The organism is Streptomyces acidicola, assembly GCF_009377235.1.
GTDB classification, from domain to species: Bacteria; Actinomycetota; Actinomycetes; order Streptomycetales; family Streptomycetaceae; genus Streptomyces; species Streptomyces acidicola.
Genome location: NZ_VMNX01000188.1, coordinates 1 through 18,359, shown reverse-complemented (window position 1 = coordinate 18,359; position 18,359 = coordinate 1). Strand labels below are relative to the sequence as shown.

The 18,359-nt window shown below is 67.0% G+C and carries 16 protein-coding genes and 2 pseudogenes; 8 read left to right on the top strand and 10 right to left on the bottom strand.

Features of this window, described 5'->3' with window-relative positions; translation table 11 throughout:
• A pseudogene (locus FPZ41_RS48900) lies at positions 1–346 on the bottom strand (class E sortase); the annotation flags it as partial.
• Between the two features lie 244 nt (positions 347–590).
• Here FPZ41_RS48900 and FPZ41_RS34280 point away from each other — a divergent pair.
• The 3 genes from FPZ41_RS34280 (at position 591) to FPZ41_RS34270 (ending at position 4,121) form a co-directional block, all read left to right on the top strand.
• Complete coding sequence (locus tag FPZ41_RS34280; protein ID WP_152867486.1) at positions 591–2,138, top strand: glycoside hydrolase; 1,548 nt, start codon at positions 591–593, stop codon at positions 2,136–2,138.
• A 325-nt stretch (positions 2,139–2,463) separates the two neighbouring features.
• Positions 2,464–2,868, top strand: coding sequence for a hypothetical protein (locus FPZ41_RS34275; protein ID WP_152867485.1), 405 nt, complete (start codon positions 2,464–2,466; stop codon positions 2,866–2,868).
• A 227-nt stretch (positions 2,869–3,095) separates the two neighbouring features.
• Positions 3,096–4,121, top strand: coding sequence for an SEC-C metal-binding domain-containing protein (locus FPZ41_RS34270; protein WP_152867484.1), 1,026 nt, complete (start codon positions 3,096–3,098; stop codon positions 4,119–4,121).
• 93 nt (positions 4,122–4,214) lie between these two features.
• On the opposite strand, the gene FPZ41_RS48895 is transcribed toward FPZ41_RS34270, so the two are convergent.
• Positions 4,215–5,303: a YDG/SRA domain-containing protein gene (locus FPZ41_RS48895; protein WP_152867483.1), complete on the bottom strand. Its 1,089-nt coding sequence runs from the start codon at positions 5,301–5,303 to the stop codon at positions 4,215–4,217.
• A 120-nt stretch (positions 5,304–5,423) separates the two neighbouring features.
• On the opposite strand from FPZ41_RS48895, the gene FPZ41_RS34260 reads away from it, so the two are divergent.
• Positions 5,424–8,585 carry a DUF3427 domain-containing protein gene (locus FPZ41_RS34260; RefSeq protein WP_322621081.1) on the top strand — a complete coding sequence of 1,054 codons (3,162 nt, stop codon included), beginning with the start codon at positions 5,424–5,426 and terminating at the stop codon, positions 8,583–8,585.
• Between the two features lie 8 nt (positions 8,586–8,593).
• Here the strand turns inward: FPZ41_RS34260 and FPZ41_RS34255 are convergent, their stop codons facing one another.
• Positions 8,594–9,256, bottom strand: coding sequence for an ATP-binding protein (locus tag FPZ41_RS34255; protein ID WP_152867481.1), 663 nt, complete (start codon positions 9,254–9,256; stop codon positions 8,594–8,596).
• 203 nt (positions 9,257–9,459) lie between these two features.
• Here FPZ41_RS34255 and FPZ41_RS34250 point away from each other — a divergent pair, with 203 nt between their 5' ends.
• Together FPZ41_RS34250 and FPZ41_RS34245 are read left to right on the top strand one after the other, a co-directional pair.
• Positions 9,460–10,308 (top strand): helix-turn-helix domain-containing protein, encoded by an 849-nt coding sequence (locus FPZ41_RS34250; RefSeq protein ID WP_152867480.1) that lies wholly within the window; start codon positions 9,460–9,462, stop codon positions 10,306–10,308.
• Positions 10,305–10,499: a DUF397 domain-containing protein gene (locus FPZ41_RS34245; RefSeq protein ID WP_152867479.1), complete on the top strand. Its 195-nt coding sequence runs from the start codon at positions 10,305–10,307 to the stop codon at positions 10,497–10,499. The genes FPZ41_RS34250 and FPZ41_RS34245 overlap by 4 nt, the downstream gene beginning before the upstream one ends.
• 306 nt (positions 10,500–10,805) lie before the next feature.
• On the opposite strand, the gene FPZ41_RS34240 is transcribed toward FPZ41_RS34245, so the two are convergent.
• The gene (locus FPZ41_RS34240; protein WP_152867478.1) at positions 10,806–11,105 is read right to left on the bottom strand and encodes an NIPSNAP family protein; all 300 of its coding nucleotides are present in this window, start codon (positions 11,103–11,105) and stop codon (positions 10,806–10,808) included.
• A gap of 236 nt (positions 11,106–11,341) precedes the next feature.
• Here FPZ41_RS34240 and FPZ41_RS34235 point away from each other — a divergent pair, with 236 nt between their 5' ends.
• Entirely contained in the window at positions 11,342–12,310 is a 969-nt protein-coding gene (locus tag FPZ41_RS34235; RefSeq protein WP_322621080.1) for a hypothetical protein, read from the top strand.
• A 27-nt stretch (positions 12,311–12,337) separates the two neighbouring features.
• Here the strand turns inward: FPZ41_RS34235 and FPZ41_RS34230 are convergent, their stop codons facing one another.
• Positions 12,338–13,528 carry an MFS transporter gene (locus tag FPZ41_RS34230; protein ID WP_152867476.1) on the bottom strand — a complete coding sequence of 397 codons (1,191 nt, stop codon included), beginning with the start codon at positions 13,526–13,528 and terminating at the stop codon, positions 12,338–12,340.
• A 94-nt stretch (positions 13,529–13,622) separates the two neighbouring features.
• Entirely contained in the window at positions 13,623–14,285 is a 663-nt protein-coding gene (locus FPZ41_RS48890; RefSeq protein WP_322621082.1) for a tetratricopeptide repeat protein, read from the bottom strand.
• Between the two features lie 302 nt (positions 14,286–14,587).
• Here FPZ41_RS48890 and FPZ41_RS48885 point away from each other — a divergent pair, with 302 nt between their 5' ends.
• Entirely contained in the window at positions 14,588–14,755 is a 168-nt protein-coding gene (locus tag FPZ41_RS48885) for a hypothetical protein (protein ID WP_228023163.1), read from the top strand.
• A 103-nt stretch (positions 14,756–14,858) separates the two neighbouring features.
• On the opposite strand, the gene FPZ41_RS34220 is transcribed toward FPZ41_RS48885, so the two are convergent.
• The 4 genes and pseudogenes from FPZ41_RS34220 to FPZ41_RS34205 form a co-directional block, all read right to left on the bottom strand.
• The gene (locus tag FPZ41_RS34220) at positions 14,859–15,482 is read right to left on the bottom strand and encodes a DUF6879 family protein (protein WP_152867475.1); all 624 of its coding nucleotides are present in this window, start codon (positions 15,480–15,482) and stop codon (positions 14,859–14,861) included.
• Positions 15,475–15,742: pseudogene (locus tag FPZ41_RS34215) on the bottom strand (hypothetical protein). Before FPZ41_RS34215 ends, FPZ41_RS34220 begins: the two are co-directional and overlap by 8 nt.
• 200 nt (positions 15,743–15,942) lie before the next feature.
• The gene (locus FPZ41_RS34210) at positions 15,943–16,797 is read right to left on the bottom strand and encodes an SAM-dependent methyltransferase (protein WP_152867474.1); all 855 of its coding nucleotides are present in this window, start codon (positions 16,795–16,797) and stop codon (positions 15,943–15,945) included.
• 42 nt (positions 16,798–16,839) lie between these two features.
• The coding region (locus tag FPZ41_RS34205) for an outer membrane protein assembly factor BamB family protein (protein ID WP_152867473.1) at positions 16,840–18,359 on the bottom strand (1,520 nt) is incomplete at its 5' end.

Genomic DNA, 18,359 nt, shown 5'->3' with positions numbered 1-18,359 from the left:
GGGTGGGGGTGCGGCTGGTGGCCGTGCGCCGGGTCCGGGTGCCGTCGTCGGCGTCTTCGGCCTCGGCCTCGGTCGTGGGCTCGGTGACGGGGCCGGGGGCGGGGGTGGCGTCGTCCGTGCCGGTGGCCGGGCCCTGGCCGCCCGCACCCCACTCCCGCTCCAGCGCCTCGACCCTCCGCTCGGCGCCCTCGCGGGCCTGCCGGTTGGTCCACCACAGTTGGTGGACGACGAGGAGCAGCAGGACGACGCCGAGGGTGACGGAGAGTTCGGCGGAGGTCCACAGCAGACGGCGGTACGTGGCACGCCGGCGCCGGGTGCCGTGGTGGACGACGGCGGGAGCCCGCATGCGTACGCCTCCGTTCGCCTGATTTGCCGGGGCCGCACGATAGGGCGCCTTCCTGCAACTCACCAGAGCGACAGCCCACCGACCGCTCACCGAATGCTCACCGACTGCTTTTGACTCCCCTTCTCACAACCATTGGAAGAAACCTCAGAAAGCGCCGTCACGCCTCTCGACAACACCACCGTTCAGCCCTGACTCTTCCGATGGACTTCCTGATCCCCGGCACCCGCATTCACCCGGAGCTGACATGTCCACACCACAGACACCGCACACACCACACACGCCACAGACACCGCACACACCCGAAGACCGCCCCTCCGCCTTCCGCCGCAGAGCCCTGCTGGCCGCCGCGGGAGGCGCGTTCCTCGGCGGCGCCCTGGGCACGGGCGTGGCCCGCGCCGACGCGACGATCGCGGTCAACCCCGGTACGACGTACGGCACCTGGGAGGGCTGGGGCACCTCGCTCGCCTGGTGGGCGAACGTCTTCGGCACCCGCAACGACTTCGCCGACGCCTTCTTCACCACCAACTCCGTGACGTACAACGGCACGAGCCTCCCCGGCCTGGGCCTCACCATCGCCCGCTACAACCTCGGCGCGTGCAGCTGGAACAGCGTGGGCGGCGAGACCATGGTCAAGTCGCCCAACATCCCGGCGTTCAAGCAGATCGAGGGCTACTGGCAGGACTGGAGCAACGAGGACCCGGCGTCCTCGGCCTGGGACTGGACGGCCGACGCCACGCAGCGGGCCATGCTGCAGAAGGCGGTCCAACGGGGCGCGACGACCGAGCTGTTCGCCAACTCCCCCATGTGGTGGATGTGCGTGAACCACAACCCGTCGGGCGCCTCGGGCGGCGGCAACAACCTCCAGTCCTGGAACTACCGCCAACACGCCTCCCACCTGGCGGCGGTGGCGTTGTACGCGAGGAACAACTGGGGAGTGAACTTCGCGACGGTCGACCCCTTCAACGAGCCGGCCTCCACCTGGTGGACCGACACCGGCACCCAGGAGGGCTGCCACATGGACCCGGCGGTCCAGGCGTCCGTACTGCCGTACATGCGCAGTGAGTTGGACAAGCGGGGCCTGACCGGCGTCCGTATCTCGGCGTCGGACGAGACGAACTACGACACGGCACGCAGCACCTGGAGCTCCTTCGGATCGTCGACGAAGGCACTGGTCAGCCAGGTCAACGTGCACGGCTACCAGGGCTCGGGCGGCCGCCGCGACCTGCTCTACACGGACGTGGTGACGTCGTCCGGCAAAAAGCTCTGGAACTCGGAGACGGGCGACGGCGACGGCACCGGCCTCAGCCTGGCGTCGAACCTCTGCCAGGACTTCCGCTGGCTGCACCCGACGGCGTGGGTCTACTGGCAGGTGATGGACCCGACGGCGGGCTGGGCGATGATCGCGTACGACGCGGGCACGCTGCAGCCGACGACCGTCCAGACGAAGTACTACGTGATGGCCCAGTTCAGCCGCCACATCCGCCCCGGGATGACGATCCTGGACACGGGCGTGGACTACGCGGCGGCGGCCCTGGACCGTTCGGCCCGCCGCCTGGTGATCGTGGCAGTGAACAAGTCGTCCTCCGCCCAGACCCTGACCTTCGACCTCTCCCGCTTCGGCACGGTCACCGGCGGCTCGGGCGGCCTGGTCCCCCGCTGGAACACCCACACCTCCAGCGGCAGCGACCGCTACCGCTCGTACTCGGACACGCGTCTGAGCGGAAAGTCGGTGGCGGTGCCGTTCGCGGCGGGGGCGGTGCAGACGTTGCAGGTGGACGGGGTGGCGGTGTAGGCGGGCATCCCCTCTCCCTCCTCCCCGCGCAGGACCCTGTCCGGTGAAGCCCAAGGCAGGGCCCTGTAAACCCCAGCCACCCCACCTGTACCCACAGGCCACCCACCGGCCACCCACCGGCTCAAACAGCAACCGCGCGCCGTCCCGCCAAAGCGTCAGACCGTCAGGCATCCCAGCAGGTCAGGGGGTTGATTTCCCATCATGGAGTCAGCCGGGCCGCAGGCGTGGCAGCGACGGCGGGCCGACGAGCATTCTCGGTGTCGCAAGCAGGGCCGCGCGGTCCACAACCCCGCGCCGCCCCATCGGCACGGAAGGACACCGAATCATGAACATGCGTACACGACTCACGGTGACTGGCCTGGCAGCCGTCCTGGGCTTCGGCGGCCTCGGGCTCGGGCTCGCGCCGTCGGCCTCCGCCGAGGGCGCCTGCACCAGCTGGCGGACCATCCAGACCTCGGGCAACGCCACCGGGCTCAAGTACCGCGAGTGCGACCGTTACAGCGGCTCCCGCACGCAGACAAAGGCGCAGCTGTACCTGTGGGACAACAAGCACGACGGCAAGATCGCCCAGGCGTACACGGCGACGGGTTCCAACGTGAACGGCGAATGGCGCGAGAGCTGGCACCGCTACTACGGCTGGGGCGACGAGAGCCGGCACAGCCCGCTGATCGACACGGGCTGGCACAAGGGCCACGACGTGCACGTACGGCTCAAGGCAGTGACGGGCTGATCTGTCCGCCACCCGAAGAAACGGCGGTCCGACCTCTCCGGAGGGAGGCCGGACCGCCGTCATTCACGCCGGTCATGCCGGTCCGGCCCCTCCGTGAAACAGATGGAGCACATATTCGTAAGAAGACCAAGGGAGGACCAGCGGAAGACCAGGGAAAGCCAGGTACGCACACCTACTGACCCACGGATATCTGATGCTTGTCATCCAACGGCAGTACGGTGTCCCCCATGCGCCCCGACACCTCCGCCGAGAACGTCGACCACCACGCCGAAGCGGCCCGCCTGGAGCGGACGGCCGGCATCCACCCCGAGGACGCCGAGCACCTGCTCCTGCAGGCCGCGGCCCACCTGGAACTGGCCGGCGCCCGCCCCGAGGCCACGGCACTGTACGACCGCCTCCTGTCGTCCCCCGACTCCCCGGACTCCCTGGAGAACCCCCACCTCGTACGCGCCCTCAAGGCGTCCAACCTCTGGGAGTACGGCCATGAGGCGGAGGCAAGGGCGATCATCGAGGGCCTCCGGACGTCCGCTCCCCGCGACCCGGCCCCCTGGGTGATCGCGGCGGAGGCCCTGGAGGCCCACGACGAGCTGGAGGCGGCGCAGGAGATGTTCACGGAGGGCGCGACGCTGCTCCTGACCGGCGTCTCCGAACCCCCCTACTCCACCCACGCCCTCCTCTTCGGCCGCCACCGCGTACGCCGCATGCTGGGCGTCCCCCACGACGACTGGGACGCCCTCGCGGACACCCTCCACTCGTCCTCGGTCTCCCTGGACGAACTCCACGACCCCAAGCGCGTCTGGTCCCTGGGCTCCGACAACCCGGCGGAACTGGAGGCGGAGATCTCCCGCCTCCGCGCCGAACTGAACGCCTACCGCCAGGCCCTCTCCCGCCCGTTCCCGGTCGCGGTCCTGCACTGGCCGACGGGGGAGCTGGAGGAGCTGGTGGCGGCGTACCCGTCACTGGTCGAGGAGTACCCGTCGCATGGGGAGCACCTGACGACGATAGAGGGGTCACTGCGCGAGCTGTCCGCCTCGGGCACGCCGAACCTTGGGATCGTGACGGGAACGGTCCCGTCGTACGAGGCGTTCGCAGCGTCAGAAGGCTCGTCACCCGCAGACACCACCCTGCTACCGCAGTACGCGACGACGCTGGCAGCGCGGGGACGGGCGGTTACGTGGCCTCCGCAGAGAGGGACGGTGTGCTGGTGTGGGTCGGGTAAGGCGTACGAGGAGTGTCACCGCAGCGGCGGTTGACCGGAGACCCGCGCAAGGCGTGCGGTTGGCTGGGGGCGGGGCGGGGTAGCGAACCTACCCCGCCCCGCACGCTTCAGATGACTGTGACCAGCTCTACTCGTCGCTGAGGTCAAGTTCCCCGTGCCACCGCTTGCGGTGATAGCGGACATAGTCCAGGTGGATCTTGTGCTTCCGATGCCTCTTGAGCTTTGGACGAACGTTTCCGCCAAGCACTGCAGCGCGCACGATTATCGACCAGTCGTCATCAACGACGATGGCACCAATATCAAGCCGCACATGGCAGTTGGGGCACAGACACAGGACGTTCGGTTCCACATCAGGACCTCTATGCGGCTTGCCAAGGGGTCGGATGTGAGCGCCTTCGCTATAAGGCTTCCCATCTGGCCCCAGCAAACGCAGGCCGCACACCTGGCACTCTCCGTCGTAGAGAGCCTTCACGTTCCTTGTCACCGCAGCGTCGCGCACCAGACGCTGCACCTGCGCAGAACGTGTCTCAGGGAACTTCTCGCCCTGTTGGGCTTCTTCCTCCGTTCCCTCTTCGATCTCACTCCCTACAGGCTCCAACTCTTCTTGCAGGAGCCCTTTCTGCCGCTCCAGCAAGTTGGAGATCCGACCTTCTATCGACGTCGGATCTTGGAACTCATCAGGCAGACGTTCCAGGTCAACCTGGCAGATCTTGACGGGGGTGCCATCTGGTGCCGGTGACCTCGATACCGCCGCGCGGGCCTCCGTGATCTCGTACAGGCCGTCGTACCTATAGCAATCGATCGGGGAGTACCGAGAGTCCCCTTCCCAGCCACGAATGACCCGAATGGGGTGCCCGCGCTCATAACTCCGCATCAAAGCCGCATTATCGCGGTATGCCCAAGATTGACTACGAAGGAGCTTTTTAACCCCATTTACCTCATATTTGTCGGCGTCGGGCGAGGCTCCCGTGTACCGAACCCAGGTCCAGTGATCCTCGTCGTCCTCGTATCCGCCATGCAGCACGATGGCGTCGGCGACTTCAGCGCCATCCTCGTCGGCAAGCCAAGAGATACCTCGCTGATTGTCTCTATGCAGCTTGGCCCGTTGCAGCGGTATCCGGCGGCGGTACTCCGCTCCTGGGGCAATGCCTTCTATGTGACCAATCCTTCGCTCTCCCACACCGACATACTGGATCCCATCGATCGCTTCTGTCACGTCAGATTCCAGAGTTGACCGTGTCACCGCTAACTGTGATCGCCTCAAGCCTGCACCACTTGTCAGTGGTCTCTGTTACAACTGGTCACGGCGGCAAGCGAGCAATCAAGGTGGCCCAACGTGACTCAGCCAGGGGATCTGTCACAACCCATCGCTGGCGTGTATGAGGAGCTCATCACGCTGCGGTGCGAGAAAAAGCTGAAGGAGCTCGCAGCCCTCGGGTGGCGTCCGGTCAGCGACGTGGTTGGACCTGAGTCAGTTCCTCACGTCCTCGCACGACATGTCGCCCAGACAGTACGACGCGTACTGCTGGACCTCCCGGCCGAGGAGCGGGTGTACGCGGCCAACCACATCCTGGAGTCCATCAGCACCCTCGAAGGTGCACAGGAGTGGGTAGATCTCGTGGCCGACGGCCCCCGTCAACTCCTCGCGCTGACAAGGCAGGAAGCTCCCGGTGTATTCGCCTTACGCCCAGGTATCCCGCTCTCCGACACAGCACTCATCACCAACTCACCGGAAGATCCGAGCCTCGGCTTCGAGTTACGCGCCGAGCTCGCCACCGCCGACCGTGTTGACCTGCTCTGCGCCTTCGTAAAGTGGCACGGACTGCGCATCATCGAGAAGTCCCTGAGGGCAGCTCATGAGCGAGACGTGCCAATACGCGTCATCACGACGACCTACATCGGCGCGACGGAGCGACGCGCGCTGGATCGACTAGTGCAGGAGTTCAACGCCGAGGTCAAGGTCAACTACGAGACGCGGTCGACACGACTGCACGCAAAAGCGTGGTTGTTCCGCCGCAAGAGCGGTTACGACACGGCGTACGTCGGCAGCTCCAACCTCTCCAAGGCCGCGCTGCTCGATGGTCTTGAATGGAACGTTCGGCTGTCTTCCATCGCGACTCCGGACGTGCTGCGGAAGTTCGAGGCGACCTTCGAGGCGTATTGGAGCGATCCGTCCTTCGAGCTGTACGACCCGGATACTGACGGCAGCCGCCTACAGGAGGCCTTGGCGATCGCCGGAGGCGCCTCCTCGACAGCCGCTGTGGAGCGCAAAATCACCCTGTCCGGCCTTGAGGTACGACCATATCCGCATCAGCGCGACATGCTGGAGCGACTGGAAGTCGAGCGTGCGGTTCACGACCGACACCGGAATCTGCTGGTGGCGGCAACCGGTACCGGCAAAACGGTAATGGCGGCACTCGACTACAAGCAGCTGAGCAAGAAGTTCGGCCGAAACCTGCGCCTGCTCTTCGTGGGTCACCGTAAGGAGATCTTGCAACAATCCCTGCGGACCTATCAAGACGTATTGGTGGACCCGAACTTCGGCGAATCCCTCCACAGCGGAGATATCCCGGAACGCTGGACGCATGTCTTCGCCAGTGTCCAGTCGCTGAACACGAGGACACTGGACCGGCTCGCACCCGATCATTTCGATGTGATCGTGATCGACGAGTTCCATCACGGAACCGCACCAACGTACCGAAAGATCCTTGACCACTTCAAGCCGTTGGAGTTGCTGGGCCTGACCGCCACCCCCGAGCGCATGGATGGCAAGAACATCCAGGACGAGTTCTTTGATGGCCGGATCGCTGCCGAAATGCGGCTCTGGGAGGCACTGGAGAATGATCTCCTCAGCCCGTTCCACTATTTCGGCATTAGCGACAACACCGACCTGAGCACGGTGAAGTGGAAGCAGGGCGCCTACGAAGTGAACGCCCTAAGCGACGCGTTGTCCGAAAACGTCACGCGTGCACGGTTGGTCGTGAAGGCCGTTGAGGAAAAGGTCGCCCAGCCGGCCAACATGCGTGCGCTGGGTTTCTGCGTGTCGGTCACACACGCTCACTTCATGGCGGAGACCTTCCGCACTGCCGGTCTCAATGCCGTTGCTCTGTCCGGCAAGACTCCCGCAGACCAACGTAAGCAGGCACTCTCTGACCTCAAGTCAGGGGCACTGCAGGTCATCTTCTCAGTCGACCTCTTCAACGAGGGGCTCGACATCCCGGACGTTGACACTTTGCTCCTGCTCCGCCCCACCTCCAGCGCGACAGTGTTCCTCCAGCAACTCGGCCGTGGCCTCCGTCGCACCGAGGACAAAGCCGTACTGACCGTGCTGGACTTCATTGGCCAGCATCGCAAGGAGTTCCGTTTCGAGAACCAGTTCCGCGCCCTGACGAGCCTGACCCGCAAGAGGCTCCTGGACCACATGGAGCATGACTTCCCCCAGCTTCCGTCCGGCTGCGAGATTGTCCTTGAGGAGAAGGCCAAGAAAACCATCATCGCTAACATCAAGGAACAAATCAGCATCAACGTAACGGCACTAGCACGCGAGGTAGCCGAATACGCCGAGCCGCAGCTCGGCCATTATCTTCACGAGAGTGGCCGTGAACTCAAAGAGCTCTACAAAGGAAGTGGCAACTCATGGACGGGGCTGCTCCGCCGATCTAGCATGTTGCAGGATGAGGCTCCGGAAGGCGAAGCCGCGCTTCTCAAGCGGGTTCCCGCCTTCCTTCACGTGGACGACCCGCTGCGAGTAGCAGCGTACACACGAATGCTCGAAGACGATGCACCTCCCTACAACGAGCTCGACGAACAGCAACAGGCCTACGCCCGCATGCTCTTCTTCCAGCTGTGGCCGCTGGGCGGCATAACCCGCAAGGACTTCGCAACATACAGCGCCGGGTTTGCAACTCTGCGCAAATATCGCGCATTCCGTAGCGAGTTGCGCCAAGTATTGAAGTACAACTTGGCCCACACTGAGCACGTCCCGATCCCGCTCCTAAGGGTTGGAGGCCCGAGCGGTATCCCACTAACAGTGCACGCTTCGTATAGTCGCGAGGAGATCCTTTCCTCCCTTGGTCAGTCCTACATCGGGGGCTTCATGCCGGGCGACTTCCGCGAGGGCGTGAAGTGGTGTGAGTCGATCAAGACCGACGCCCTCCTCATCACGCTAGAGAAGGACGAGAGGGATTTCTCACCGCAGACCCGCTACCACGACTACGCACTCAGCGAGACTCTCTTCCATTGGGAGTCCCAGAACCAGACATCGGAAAGCTCCCCGACTGGCCTCCGCTATCAGCATCATGTCACTGAGGGCAGCCACGTCCTGCTCTTCGTCCGGCGCTACAAGAACACCGATATTGGCGGAGCCCAGCCGTGGTTGTTGCTGGGTCCGGCCAAGTACGTGGAACATACGGGGAGTAAGCCGATGGCGATCACGTGGAGACTGAACCACGAGATTCCAGCGGACGTCTGGTCCTATTCGGCGATCGCCGCTGGATGAACTCCCGCTCATTCGCCGGTCAGGCCCACCTCGGCCTCGAAGTGGGTCTGTGCGCGATCGAGCGCCTCGTCAGCGTCGCATCCGTGAGCCCACAACCAGTGGAGCACATCCGCGATCATGTCGATCGCCGCTTCCTCCGCCACCGCCACGCTGAGCCCGCCGGAGCGCGCTGGCCGTGGTAGGAGCACCCGCTCGTTCCCGTACACGCTCAGCAGCGCTTCGGCTCGGGTCACTCGTAGGCCTCCGCAGTGCCCGTCCACGGCAGGCAATCCCGTGGCCAGTTCACACCAGGTCACCTTCTTGTCGGCGTTCAGCTGGACGCCCCATCTGTCAGTGATGGCATCGATGAGGGCCATTCCGCGGCCTGCTTCGGAGTTGGCCTCTGCATCGACAAGGGTGGGAAGAGCACGGGTATCGGGGTCGTGGACCTCGATACGCAGGCGGGTGCCGCTGATGGAGACAGCCAGAGTGGCCGGAGTGCCGACCCCAACGTGCGCGATGACGTTCGAGACGAGTTCGCTGAGACAGAGCTGAGCGTCGTCAATGACTTCGTGCAAACCCCAGAGCCCCAAGTGCAGCCGCATGAGGCGCCGCAGGGACGCCACCTCTTCGGCCTCTGCCACGAACGGCAGGCTCCAGGGCTTCCTCGTTACACCTACAGCGCAGCTCATCACTCAACCCCTCCGACTCTAGGTCGAGTTGCGTTGTGCAATCGATCCTGCACATAGAGTTGCATTGAGACTCTCAAAATGGAACTCTCATCCCGCAGGGCTTGGAGCACGGTCACTCGCTTCACGCCCCCGGCGCGCGCGACGTTGCAGCCAGTCTCAGTCACGCTCCACGATCTGACAGATCGACATGAAAGGCCCCGAAGATGGCAGTTGGACCCACCACCCGTAGGCGTCAGTTGGGCGCCGACCTGCGTCGTCTCCGTGAGCTCAAGGGGCTAACACTTGAGGAAGCGGGCGCTTGCGTCGGCATCTCGAAGGCGACACTCAGTCGCTACGAGACGAAGGAGGGCACAGTCAAATGGCCAGCTGTCGATGCCCTCTGCCGTGAGTACGGCGCCTCCGATGAGGAACGTCTTGCGCTGGTCGAGCTCGCTAAAGGAGCCAAGATCCAAGGCTGGTGGCGGTCACTGGCCGATCCCATCCCCGAGTCCATGAACCTCATGCTCACGCTCGAAGATGAGGTGGTACGCGAAGACCATTACGCCTGCATGTACGTTCCAGGCCTCCTCCAGACCCGTGCATACGCCGAAGCCGTGCATCGTGCTTCGGAAGTGCAGTGTCCGGAACGCGAAGTCCAGCACATGGTCGACATCCGCATGAAGAGGCAAGAGCTCCTGGAGCGTGACGAGCCGCCGCACATCTGGTGTGTGATCGATGAGGCCGCCATCAGGCGCGTCGTCGGTGGTCACCAGGTCATGCGCGACCAGCTACGACACCTGCTCGACATGTGTAATCGACCCAACATCACGGTCCAGGCACTCCCCTTCTCAACAGGCGCCCACGCTGCGGCAGTCGGGAGCTTTGCGATCCTGCGCGGGCCGAAGCCTGAGCTGGACGTGGTCTACGTAGACCTCCTCGGCGGAGGACTGTTCATGGAGAAGCCCCAGGAACTGGATCGCTATAGGTTGGCGTTCCAGTACCTGAGCGCACAGGCGCTCGACCTCGAATCGTCCAAGGAACTCATCCACCGCATAAGCCAGGAGCCCTCATGACGACGACGCCCACCCCCCACTGGTTCAAGTCTTCTTACAGCGGAGGCAGCGGGACGGAGTGCGTGGAGTGCGCTCGTACCGGTGACGGCACCCTCGTTCGCGACTCGAAGCATGTTGAAGGGCCCGTGGTCGTCGTACCAAGCCATGCATGGGAGACGTTTATACGGGCCCTTCGAGGTCGTCTGGTCTAGGTTGCAACTGGGTTGGGGGCAGTCCTGCGGCGCGCCGCACTGACCCACCATGTGTTCGCCGACCATGGGGACCTCATCGACGTGCGGCTGGGCCCATGACACTCCAATACATCAGCGATGCTCTGGACGGCTGGCCCACGCACACTGAGCAGATGGCCCGGCACCGCCCGCGTATGGCCCACCGCCCCTACCTCGACCGCCGGGAGGCGGCCGGGCCGGAAGCGGAAGCCCGCAACCGGGTCGTCCGCGTGTTCAGCAACGACGAACGCTGCGCGGCGACACCACGTGCTCCCGCTCGCCCCGTGATCACAACTGCGGCTCGACCGTCCGGTCGTCGGTGTGCAGCAGGTAGTCGCCCGGATCCAGGTTCATCGCCTTCCGCTTCGGCGAAGCCCAGTAGCGCGCGTTACGGTCGGTGAATGGCTCCGGGCCGTCATAGGAAATGAGCCACATGAACTGGTTGCGCGCGCGATCCACCCAGGCGCCATCGATGGTGAAGCCCAACTCCAGGCGCAGCGGCAGGATTTCCGTACGCCACCGCTCCACCCACTCGTCGAGCAGTCCCTCTCGCACGGTGTAGGTGCGCAGCTGAGTGGTCTTGGGCATGCGGTCCCTCCTGGGTCGTGGCTCTCGTGCAGCAGGCTATGTGCCGGTGAAAGGGCAACGCCCCGAGGTGCACGCGGCCTGACCAGCGTCAGCACACCAGAGTCGGCGAGGTCCGCCTGGGGGATGTCAGCGGGCTCCGCCATCCGATGGAGGCGAACGCCCCCCGTAGCTGATGTGTACCGGCGGGGTGGTGCTCCAGGCTGGAGTTCTCGTTCTCGCAGAGGGAGGGGCATCCAGTGGAACGGTGGGACCGGGTGGGGCGGTGCGCGGGATATGGGGCGGCTCTGGCACTGTCGCCCTATTTGTTGATCAAGGTGTCGTGGGTCGTCGGCTCTCTGCTGGGTCTGGCGCCGATCGGGGAGGGCTTCAACCTCGCCGGCTGGGTACTCCTCAATACGGTGACCACCGGCATGGCGGGCCTGGGAATTGCTCTGGCGCTTGCCCTGGTTCGGCCCTGGGGCATGCGGATACCGGGGTGGCTGGTGGCATTCTGCGCTTGGACGGGGGCGGGATTCCTCGTGTCGATCCTGCCGTACGCCGTGCTCACCACGGTGCTCGACGCCGGGCGGGGCAGTGCGGCTGACAGCGGACGCGGCGACTCGTCCATGCCTGGCTGGGAAGCCGCTTTGATCCAGTTCGGCTTCATCGGGATGGGGTCCGGCCTGGCGCTCGCACTCCCCGCCTACCTGCGGCGGCGCTGGCCCGAGGCGTTCACCCGGCAGGGCGCGGACGGTACCCCTACCGCTCCGCCGTGGGCGGCTTTCGCCGCCGGCGCCGTCGGCCTTGTCTGGCTGTACTGGGCGGCCGGCGGCACCCTCGGTGTCGCGAACCCGGCCGAACGGGATACCAACTGGCTCCTGCTGACGGGCGTGGGTGCTCTCTGGGCGCTTCTCGGCGGCGCCGCCTCCTGGACGCTGTCCCGGAAGCGTGCGGCCCAAGTGCCCCATGGGTTCCTGCTGGCGCTCGCCTGGCTCGGGTCGGGCTCACTCTTCGCCTGGAGTTGCTGGAAACTGCCTCTCACCGTGTACGTGGCCCTGGCCCACCCAGCCGATGTCACGATGCCGGAGAACCTCGCTGTCGCCCCTGTGTTGCACTTCGCCGCCGTCGCAGCGGGGGTTGGCATGGTGAGATCACTGGTTGGTTCACACGTACGCCCACGCCCAGGCCCACGCACTTGCGCCGGGCCGACGCCCCTGCACGAGTAGGAGCCCGGCTGACCGTGACCGTACCCGTCACGTGCCTGCCGCCACCGGCCGCCGCAGCAGATACACCGCCGCGGTCGAGACCAGCACCGCCATGCACAGGATGAAGACCAGCCCCGCGCCCTCCAGGCCGATCGGGCCCGTCAGGAAGCCCACGCCGATCACCGGTACCGAGATACCGGCGTACGCCACCACGAACAGCGTCGAGATCACCTCCGCGCGCCGGTCCGCCGGAGACACCGCGGCCACCGCGGACAGCGCCCCGCGGAACGACAGCCCCTGCCCGCACCCGCCGACGAGCGCGCTCAGCACCACCAACGCCAGCAGGTCCCACCGCAGCGCGCCCGCGAGCAGGGCCAGCCCGGCGAGGAGTACGGCGCAGCCGAGCGGCAGTGAGCGCCGCACCCCGACCCGGCCGACGGCCAGTTGCCCGGCGGTCGAGGCGAAGAAGGCGAGGGCGACGACCAGTCCGCTCAGGGCGTGGTCGGTCAGGTGCAGGGACCGTGCGAGGAACGCCGGGCTGACCGACGTGAACACCCCGAACAGGGCGAACCCCGCGAACGAGGCGGTCGCCGCGGGGCCGAACACCGCCCGTACCTGCAGGGGCAGGGCGGGCCGCTGTGGTCGTACGGTGCTCAGCGGCAGCCGCTCCCGTACGGTCTCCGGAAGTCGCAGCAGGACGGCGGCCGAGGCGGCCACCAGCGCGAGGTGCACGGCGAACGGCAGGTACAGCGGCCAGGCGGCGTACTGTGCGAGCACTCCGGCGAGCAGTGGGCCGCAGCCCAGTCCGCCCATGTTGGCGGCCGTCGCCACGAACGTGGCCCGGGAGGCGCCGCCGGACGGCGCCAGCTCCATCACGTACGCCGTGGCGGCCCCGGTGAACAGACCGGCGGACAGTCCCGACAGCAGCCGCCCCGCGTACAGCCAGCCCACGCCGGTGGCGGACAGGAAGCAGACGGCGCTCGCCGCCGCGAAGCCCAGGCCCCACAGCAGCACCGGACGCCTGCCGACGGCGTCCGAGGCGTTGCCCGCCAGCAGCAGCACGCCGATGACCGCGAAGGCGTACACGGCGTACACGACGGTCACCGTCAGCTCGGAGAACCCGAACTTCTCCTGGTAGAGGGGGTAGAGCGGGGTCGGCAGCGTGGTACCGGCCATGCACACGGCGAACACCGCCCCGCTGAGCAGACACTCGCGCCACCCTCGGCGATCACCGTCCATGCCGCTGACGGTAACTCCGCGTGCCGCGCCGGCCGGGCCCGGCACGCCACCGGTACGAGCGCGGGTGCGGGTACGGGTACGGGTACGGGTGCCACTATGAGTGCAGGTACGGCAGCATCCCCCGGTCACCCGGCTGCCGCAGCAGCTCCTCGATGCGTGAGCGCATGGCCATGGCGCGTGGGTCGGAGTACGGGTTTGGGTTCAGGTGGGTCAGGGCCTCGGTCCAGTGCGTGTGGGCGGCCTGGGGGTCCTTCGGGTGGACCGCGGTGGCCAGGTGGTCGAGTTCCAGGGCGTGTTGCCAGGTGTCCCCGAGGTCGCGGTGGACGGCCGCGGCCTGGCGGTGGAAGGCGGTGGCCTCGGGCAGGCGGCCGGCGCTCAGGCGGGTGCTGGCGATGTTGGACAGCACGGTGGCTGTGCTCTGGCGGTGGTCCAGGTCGCGGTAGAGGGACAGGGCCTGGCCGAAGTGCGTGTCGGCCAGGTCGAGGTCGCGCCGTCGAAGGTGGATCAGGCCGATGAGGTTGAGTGCGTGGGCCTCGTCGAACCGGCTGTCCGAGCCGCGCGCGAGGGTGACGGCCCAGCCCAGTGCGTCGAGGCCTTCGGAGAAGTTGTTCAGAGCCCTGTGCGCGATACCCGTGTTGATGAGCAGCCGTGTCCGGGCTCGCGAGTCGTCCTCTCCTTCGGCGGCCTCCAGGCCGATTCGGCCCAGCTCCAGCCAGTCACGTTCCGACGCGGAAGGGGGCCGTGCGAACCACAGCACGGTGGCCAACTGCCAGGCTGCCTGCCTGAGTCCGTTGCGGGCCGCGCCGCGTACGAGGGGGAGGAGTTGCCGTGCTCCCGCTCGGACCAGTCAACGGCGGCGTTGTAGTCGGCGAAGGCGAGCGGCCGCACGCCGGGTGGGGGCTCCTGGAGCGGCAGATGCTCCTCGGACGGGTACAGCCATGTCTGAGCGGCGTCCGCTGTGTGCAGGTACCAGCTCACGATGCGCCGCACTGCCGCTTGCCGCTGCTCGGAGGATTCGTCCGTCTGCACCGTCTCGGTGGCGTAGGCACGCAGCAGGTCGTGGAACTGGAACCGGTCCGGAGCGGTCTGTTCCAGCAGGTGGGCGCCGACGAGATCGTCGAGCAGCCGGCGGGCTCGGCTGGGCGTGAGTTCGCCGAGCGCGGCCGCGGCGGGGAGGCTGAACTCCGCCCCCGGGTGCAGCCCGAGCAGTCGGAAAAGGCGGGCTGAGTCCCCGGGAGGCCGTCCCCTGCTGTCGTCCCTGTCGTCCCTGTCGTCCCTGTCGTCTCTGTCGTCTCTGTCGTCTCTTGGCGTGTCGATCGCTGTGCCCCGATCAAGCCGGTGGTGGGGGAGGCAGGTGGGCCACCGCCCGGTCGAAGTACGCCTGGACGTCCTCGGCGGCCTCGTACACGTACCGCAGATAGTCCGTCCAGCGGCGAACGGTCCGGGGATCGGTGAAGCGGATCGCTCCGTCCGGCTGCCCGGTGTCGGTGTACAGCACGCGGAAGAGAGTCCGGCCGTCCAGCAGGTTCAGCTCCGGCAGGGATCCGTCCGCCTCGGCGGAGGCGATCGCGGATGCGGGCAGGACACGGACGGAGTGGCCGCACTCCGCGCTCAGGCGGAGCCAGTGCAGTTCCCACTGCACGTACGGTGTCAGGGGCTCCTCGACCACGCGGATGCGGTGGAAGACCGCGCCCCGCGACTCCTCTTCCCGGGCCTTCCGCCGCAGGGCGTCACGCTCGGCTTCGAAGAGGCGTAACGCCTCCGGCCAGTCTCCCGTGCGCAACGCGTCCCGGCTGTCGTCGTTCGTCTCCTCGAAGTGCTGCAACCGCTCCAGTTTCCAGGATTCGCCGTCGCGGATCGCCGTCCGGCGCTCCCGGAAGTCCCGTTTGTAGTCCTGGCGCGTGAGCCGGTCTCCCAGTTCGTCAGGGAGCGCGGGGATACGGAGATCAAGCATCGGGGATGTCTGCCTTCGCCGCGCTCAGCATGTTCCCGGGGATCACGACCAACCGCTCGTCCGGGCCCAGCGTGACTCCGCCCGGCAGGTGCGAGCCGTAGTGGACGGTGAGATCGCGGCCGATCACGGCGACGTCGCCGTTGCTCAACTGCCAGATGTCCGGGCACTCGTCGTCGTCCGGAATTGCCGAGTTCCGCCGCGGACCTCCCGAGCCGTTTGACGAATAACGCCGACGGGTCGGCTTCCCACGTACGGGCCATGGCAGGCCTCCTGATCACCGGCGTCACTGACAGTCGCCTCGCATGTCAACGATACCGAGCGTGCTGGGTAGTGCACAGCGTGTGATTTCGCCGGATGGTGCGGGTTTCTCGGCCTGCCTCGGAGGTGTGCGCCTCCGTTCGGATGCTCACGGCTTTCAGACGCTCGCGGCTGTCAGATGCTGCTCACGGCTGTCAGATGCTTACGGCTTTCGGGCGAGGCCGACGTACGTGGAGACCTCGGCGTCGGTCACGTCGGCGGCGATCCGGGTTTCCTCGGCCATGCCGTCGGCGTTCCAGCGGTGCGGGACTTCGAGGCCGGGCGGGACGAGCTCCAGGTCTGCGAAGAACCGCTCCACCTCAGCCTTGCCGCGCGCCTGTGCCGGGATGCCGGAGGAGCGGTAGACGTCGATCGCGCGGCCGATGCCCTCGGGGTCGAAGTCCGTCGTGACGTGGGACAGCGCCAGGTACGAGCCGGGGGCGAGGGCGCCGAGCAGGTGCTCGACGATGGCGTAAGGGCCCGGGTCCTGGTCGTCGGGGAAGAAGTGCAGCAGGGCGTTGAGGCTGAGGCCCACCGGGCGTTCCAGGTCGAGGGTCTCGGTCAGTTGGGGTGCGGCCAGGATGGAGGCGGGGTCGTTCAGGTCGGCCTGGACGAACGCCGTGCGGCCTTCGGGGCTGCCGTTCAGCAGGTGCTCGGACTGGGCGAGGGCCACTGGGTCCTTGTCGACGTAGACCACGCGGGAGCCGGGGATGACGCTCTGGGCGATCTCGTGAAGGTTGGGGCTGGTGGGGATGCCGGTGCCGAGGTCCAGGAACTGCCGGACGCCGCGTTCGGCGAGGAACCGGGTGGCCCGGTGCATCCACACGCGGTTGGTGCGGGCGATGACCATGATGGCCGGGAAGGCGGCGATCGCTCTGCCCGCGGCGGCGCGGTCGGCCGCGTAGTTGTCGCGGCCGCCCAGGTAGTAGTCGTACATGCGGGCGATGCTCGGCTGGTGGGTGTGCAGCTCGCTGTGTGACTCGGTGTGTGACTCGGCGTGTAACTCGGTGGCGCTCATATCCGCTCTCCCCGTTCTCTCCGGCCTCGCTCCGTTTGTGGGTCAGTTCGTGGTGGCGGCCGCCGACGGGCGCTCGTCGGGTTGGTCCGGGTCCACGGAGAAGGCCGTGTCCCCCGCCACCGCCACGATCGCGTCCTTCACCAGCAGCACGCTCGGGAGCCGGTCCTCCGCCGAGGTCCCCGGGTCGTCCAGCTTTTCCGTGCTCCAGATTTCGGTGCCGCGCAGGCGGTCGAGGGCGAGGAGACGGCCGTAGCGGTTGACGAAGTAGAGGTTGTCGTACGTCTTCGACAGGACCGGCGCCGACAGGTTCTCGATCTGGGTGTCCATCTCCCACAGCAGGGCGCCCTTGGCCGCGCTCGTCGCGGTGACGGTTCCGTCGGGGCGGACGAAGTACACGGCATCGCCGACGAGGCTGGGCGTACCACGCGGGGTGGACCTGCCGCGCGAGGTGTTCGGCCCACTCGAGGTGTCCGTGCCGCCCGAGGTGTCCGGCAGGGAGATTCGGGTGACGGCACCGCTGGTCGGGTTCACCCGTAGCAGTTCCTTGTACGGCTCGTCCTGCCCGTTCCTCGACTCGGACTCCAGGCTCTGCCGTACTGCGAACAGCGGCTGTCCCTCGATCGCGCCGAGCGGCTCCGCCGCCAGGGGCAGCTCGTCGAGTTCGCGCGCCGTGCCGTCGACGGGGTCGAGGCGCACGAAGCCGGCCGGGCCCTTGAAGGGGTCCTCGGCGTTGACGCAGATGCCGTAGGGGGCGCCACCCAGGACGGCCGGGGCGCAGGAGGTGCCGGCCGACGACTTCGCCGGTGTCCGCCACTGGGGCTTGCCCGTCTTCGCGTCGAGGGCGACGAACTCCTTCCCCTCGTCCGACATGGCCAGGACGCCGCCGCTGAACAGGGCGGCGGGACTGCCCGCGTCGATCTTGCCGGACCAGACCCGTTTTCCGGTGTCGGTGTCGATGGCGACCACCTGCTGGGTCGAGAACACCGTGTCCTCGTTCGGCTGCACGTGTGCGTACACGAGCCCGTCCTGTACGCCGAGAGGGCGCTCGGCGGCCTGCGAGTTGCTGCCGAAGCGCCACTTGATGCGGCCCGAGGCTGCGTCGATCCGGGCGACCGTGAAGCCGGTCCCCGCGCAGTACACGGAGTCGCCGGACTCGGAGGACCCGCCGGGCGCCGACGACCCGCTTGACGCCGACAACCCGCCGCGCACGCAGCCGGATTCCACGGTGTCCACGTTGTTGACCACGGAGTCCTTCGCGGCGCGGGTGAGGTTCACCTGCCAGGGCTGCCAGCCGGTGGGGAGCGCGGCGGCGGGGGTGTCGGAGGCGTCGGCGGATGTGCCCTCGTTGTCCGCGTTCCCCACCTGGGAGACCACCACGGCGACGGCCAGGGCCGTACCGGCGGCGATGAGGACGCGGCGTGCACGGCGGCGGGGGCCCCGGCCGCCGGAGCCTGGCGTGCTGAGGCCCTTGCCGTCTCCCGGAGCGGTCGGCGCGCCTGGCGCGAACGGGGCCGGGGTCGAGGTCGGGGTGTGGGCTGACGCCGGGGTTGAGGTTGGGACCT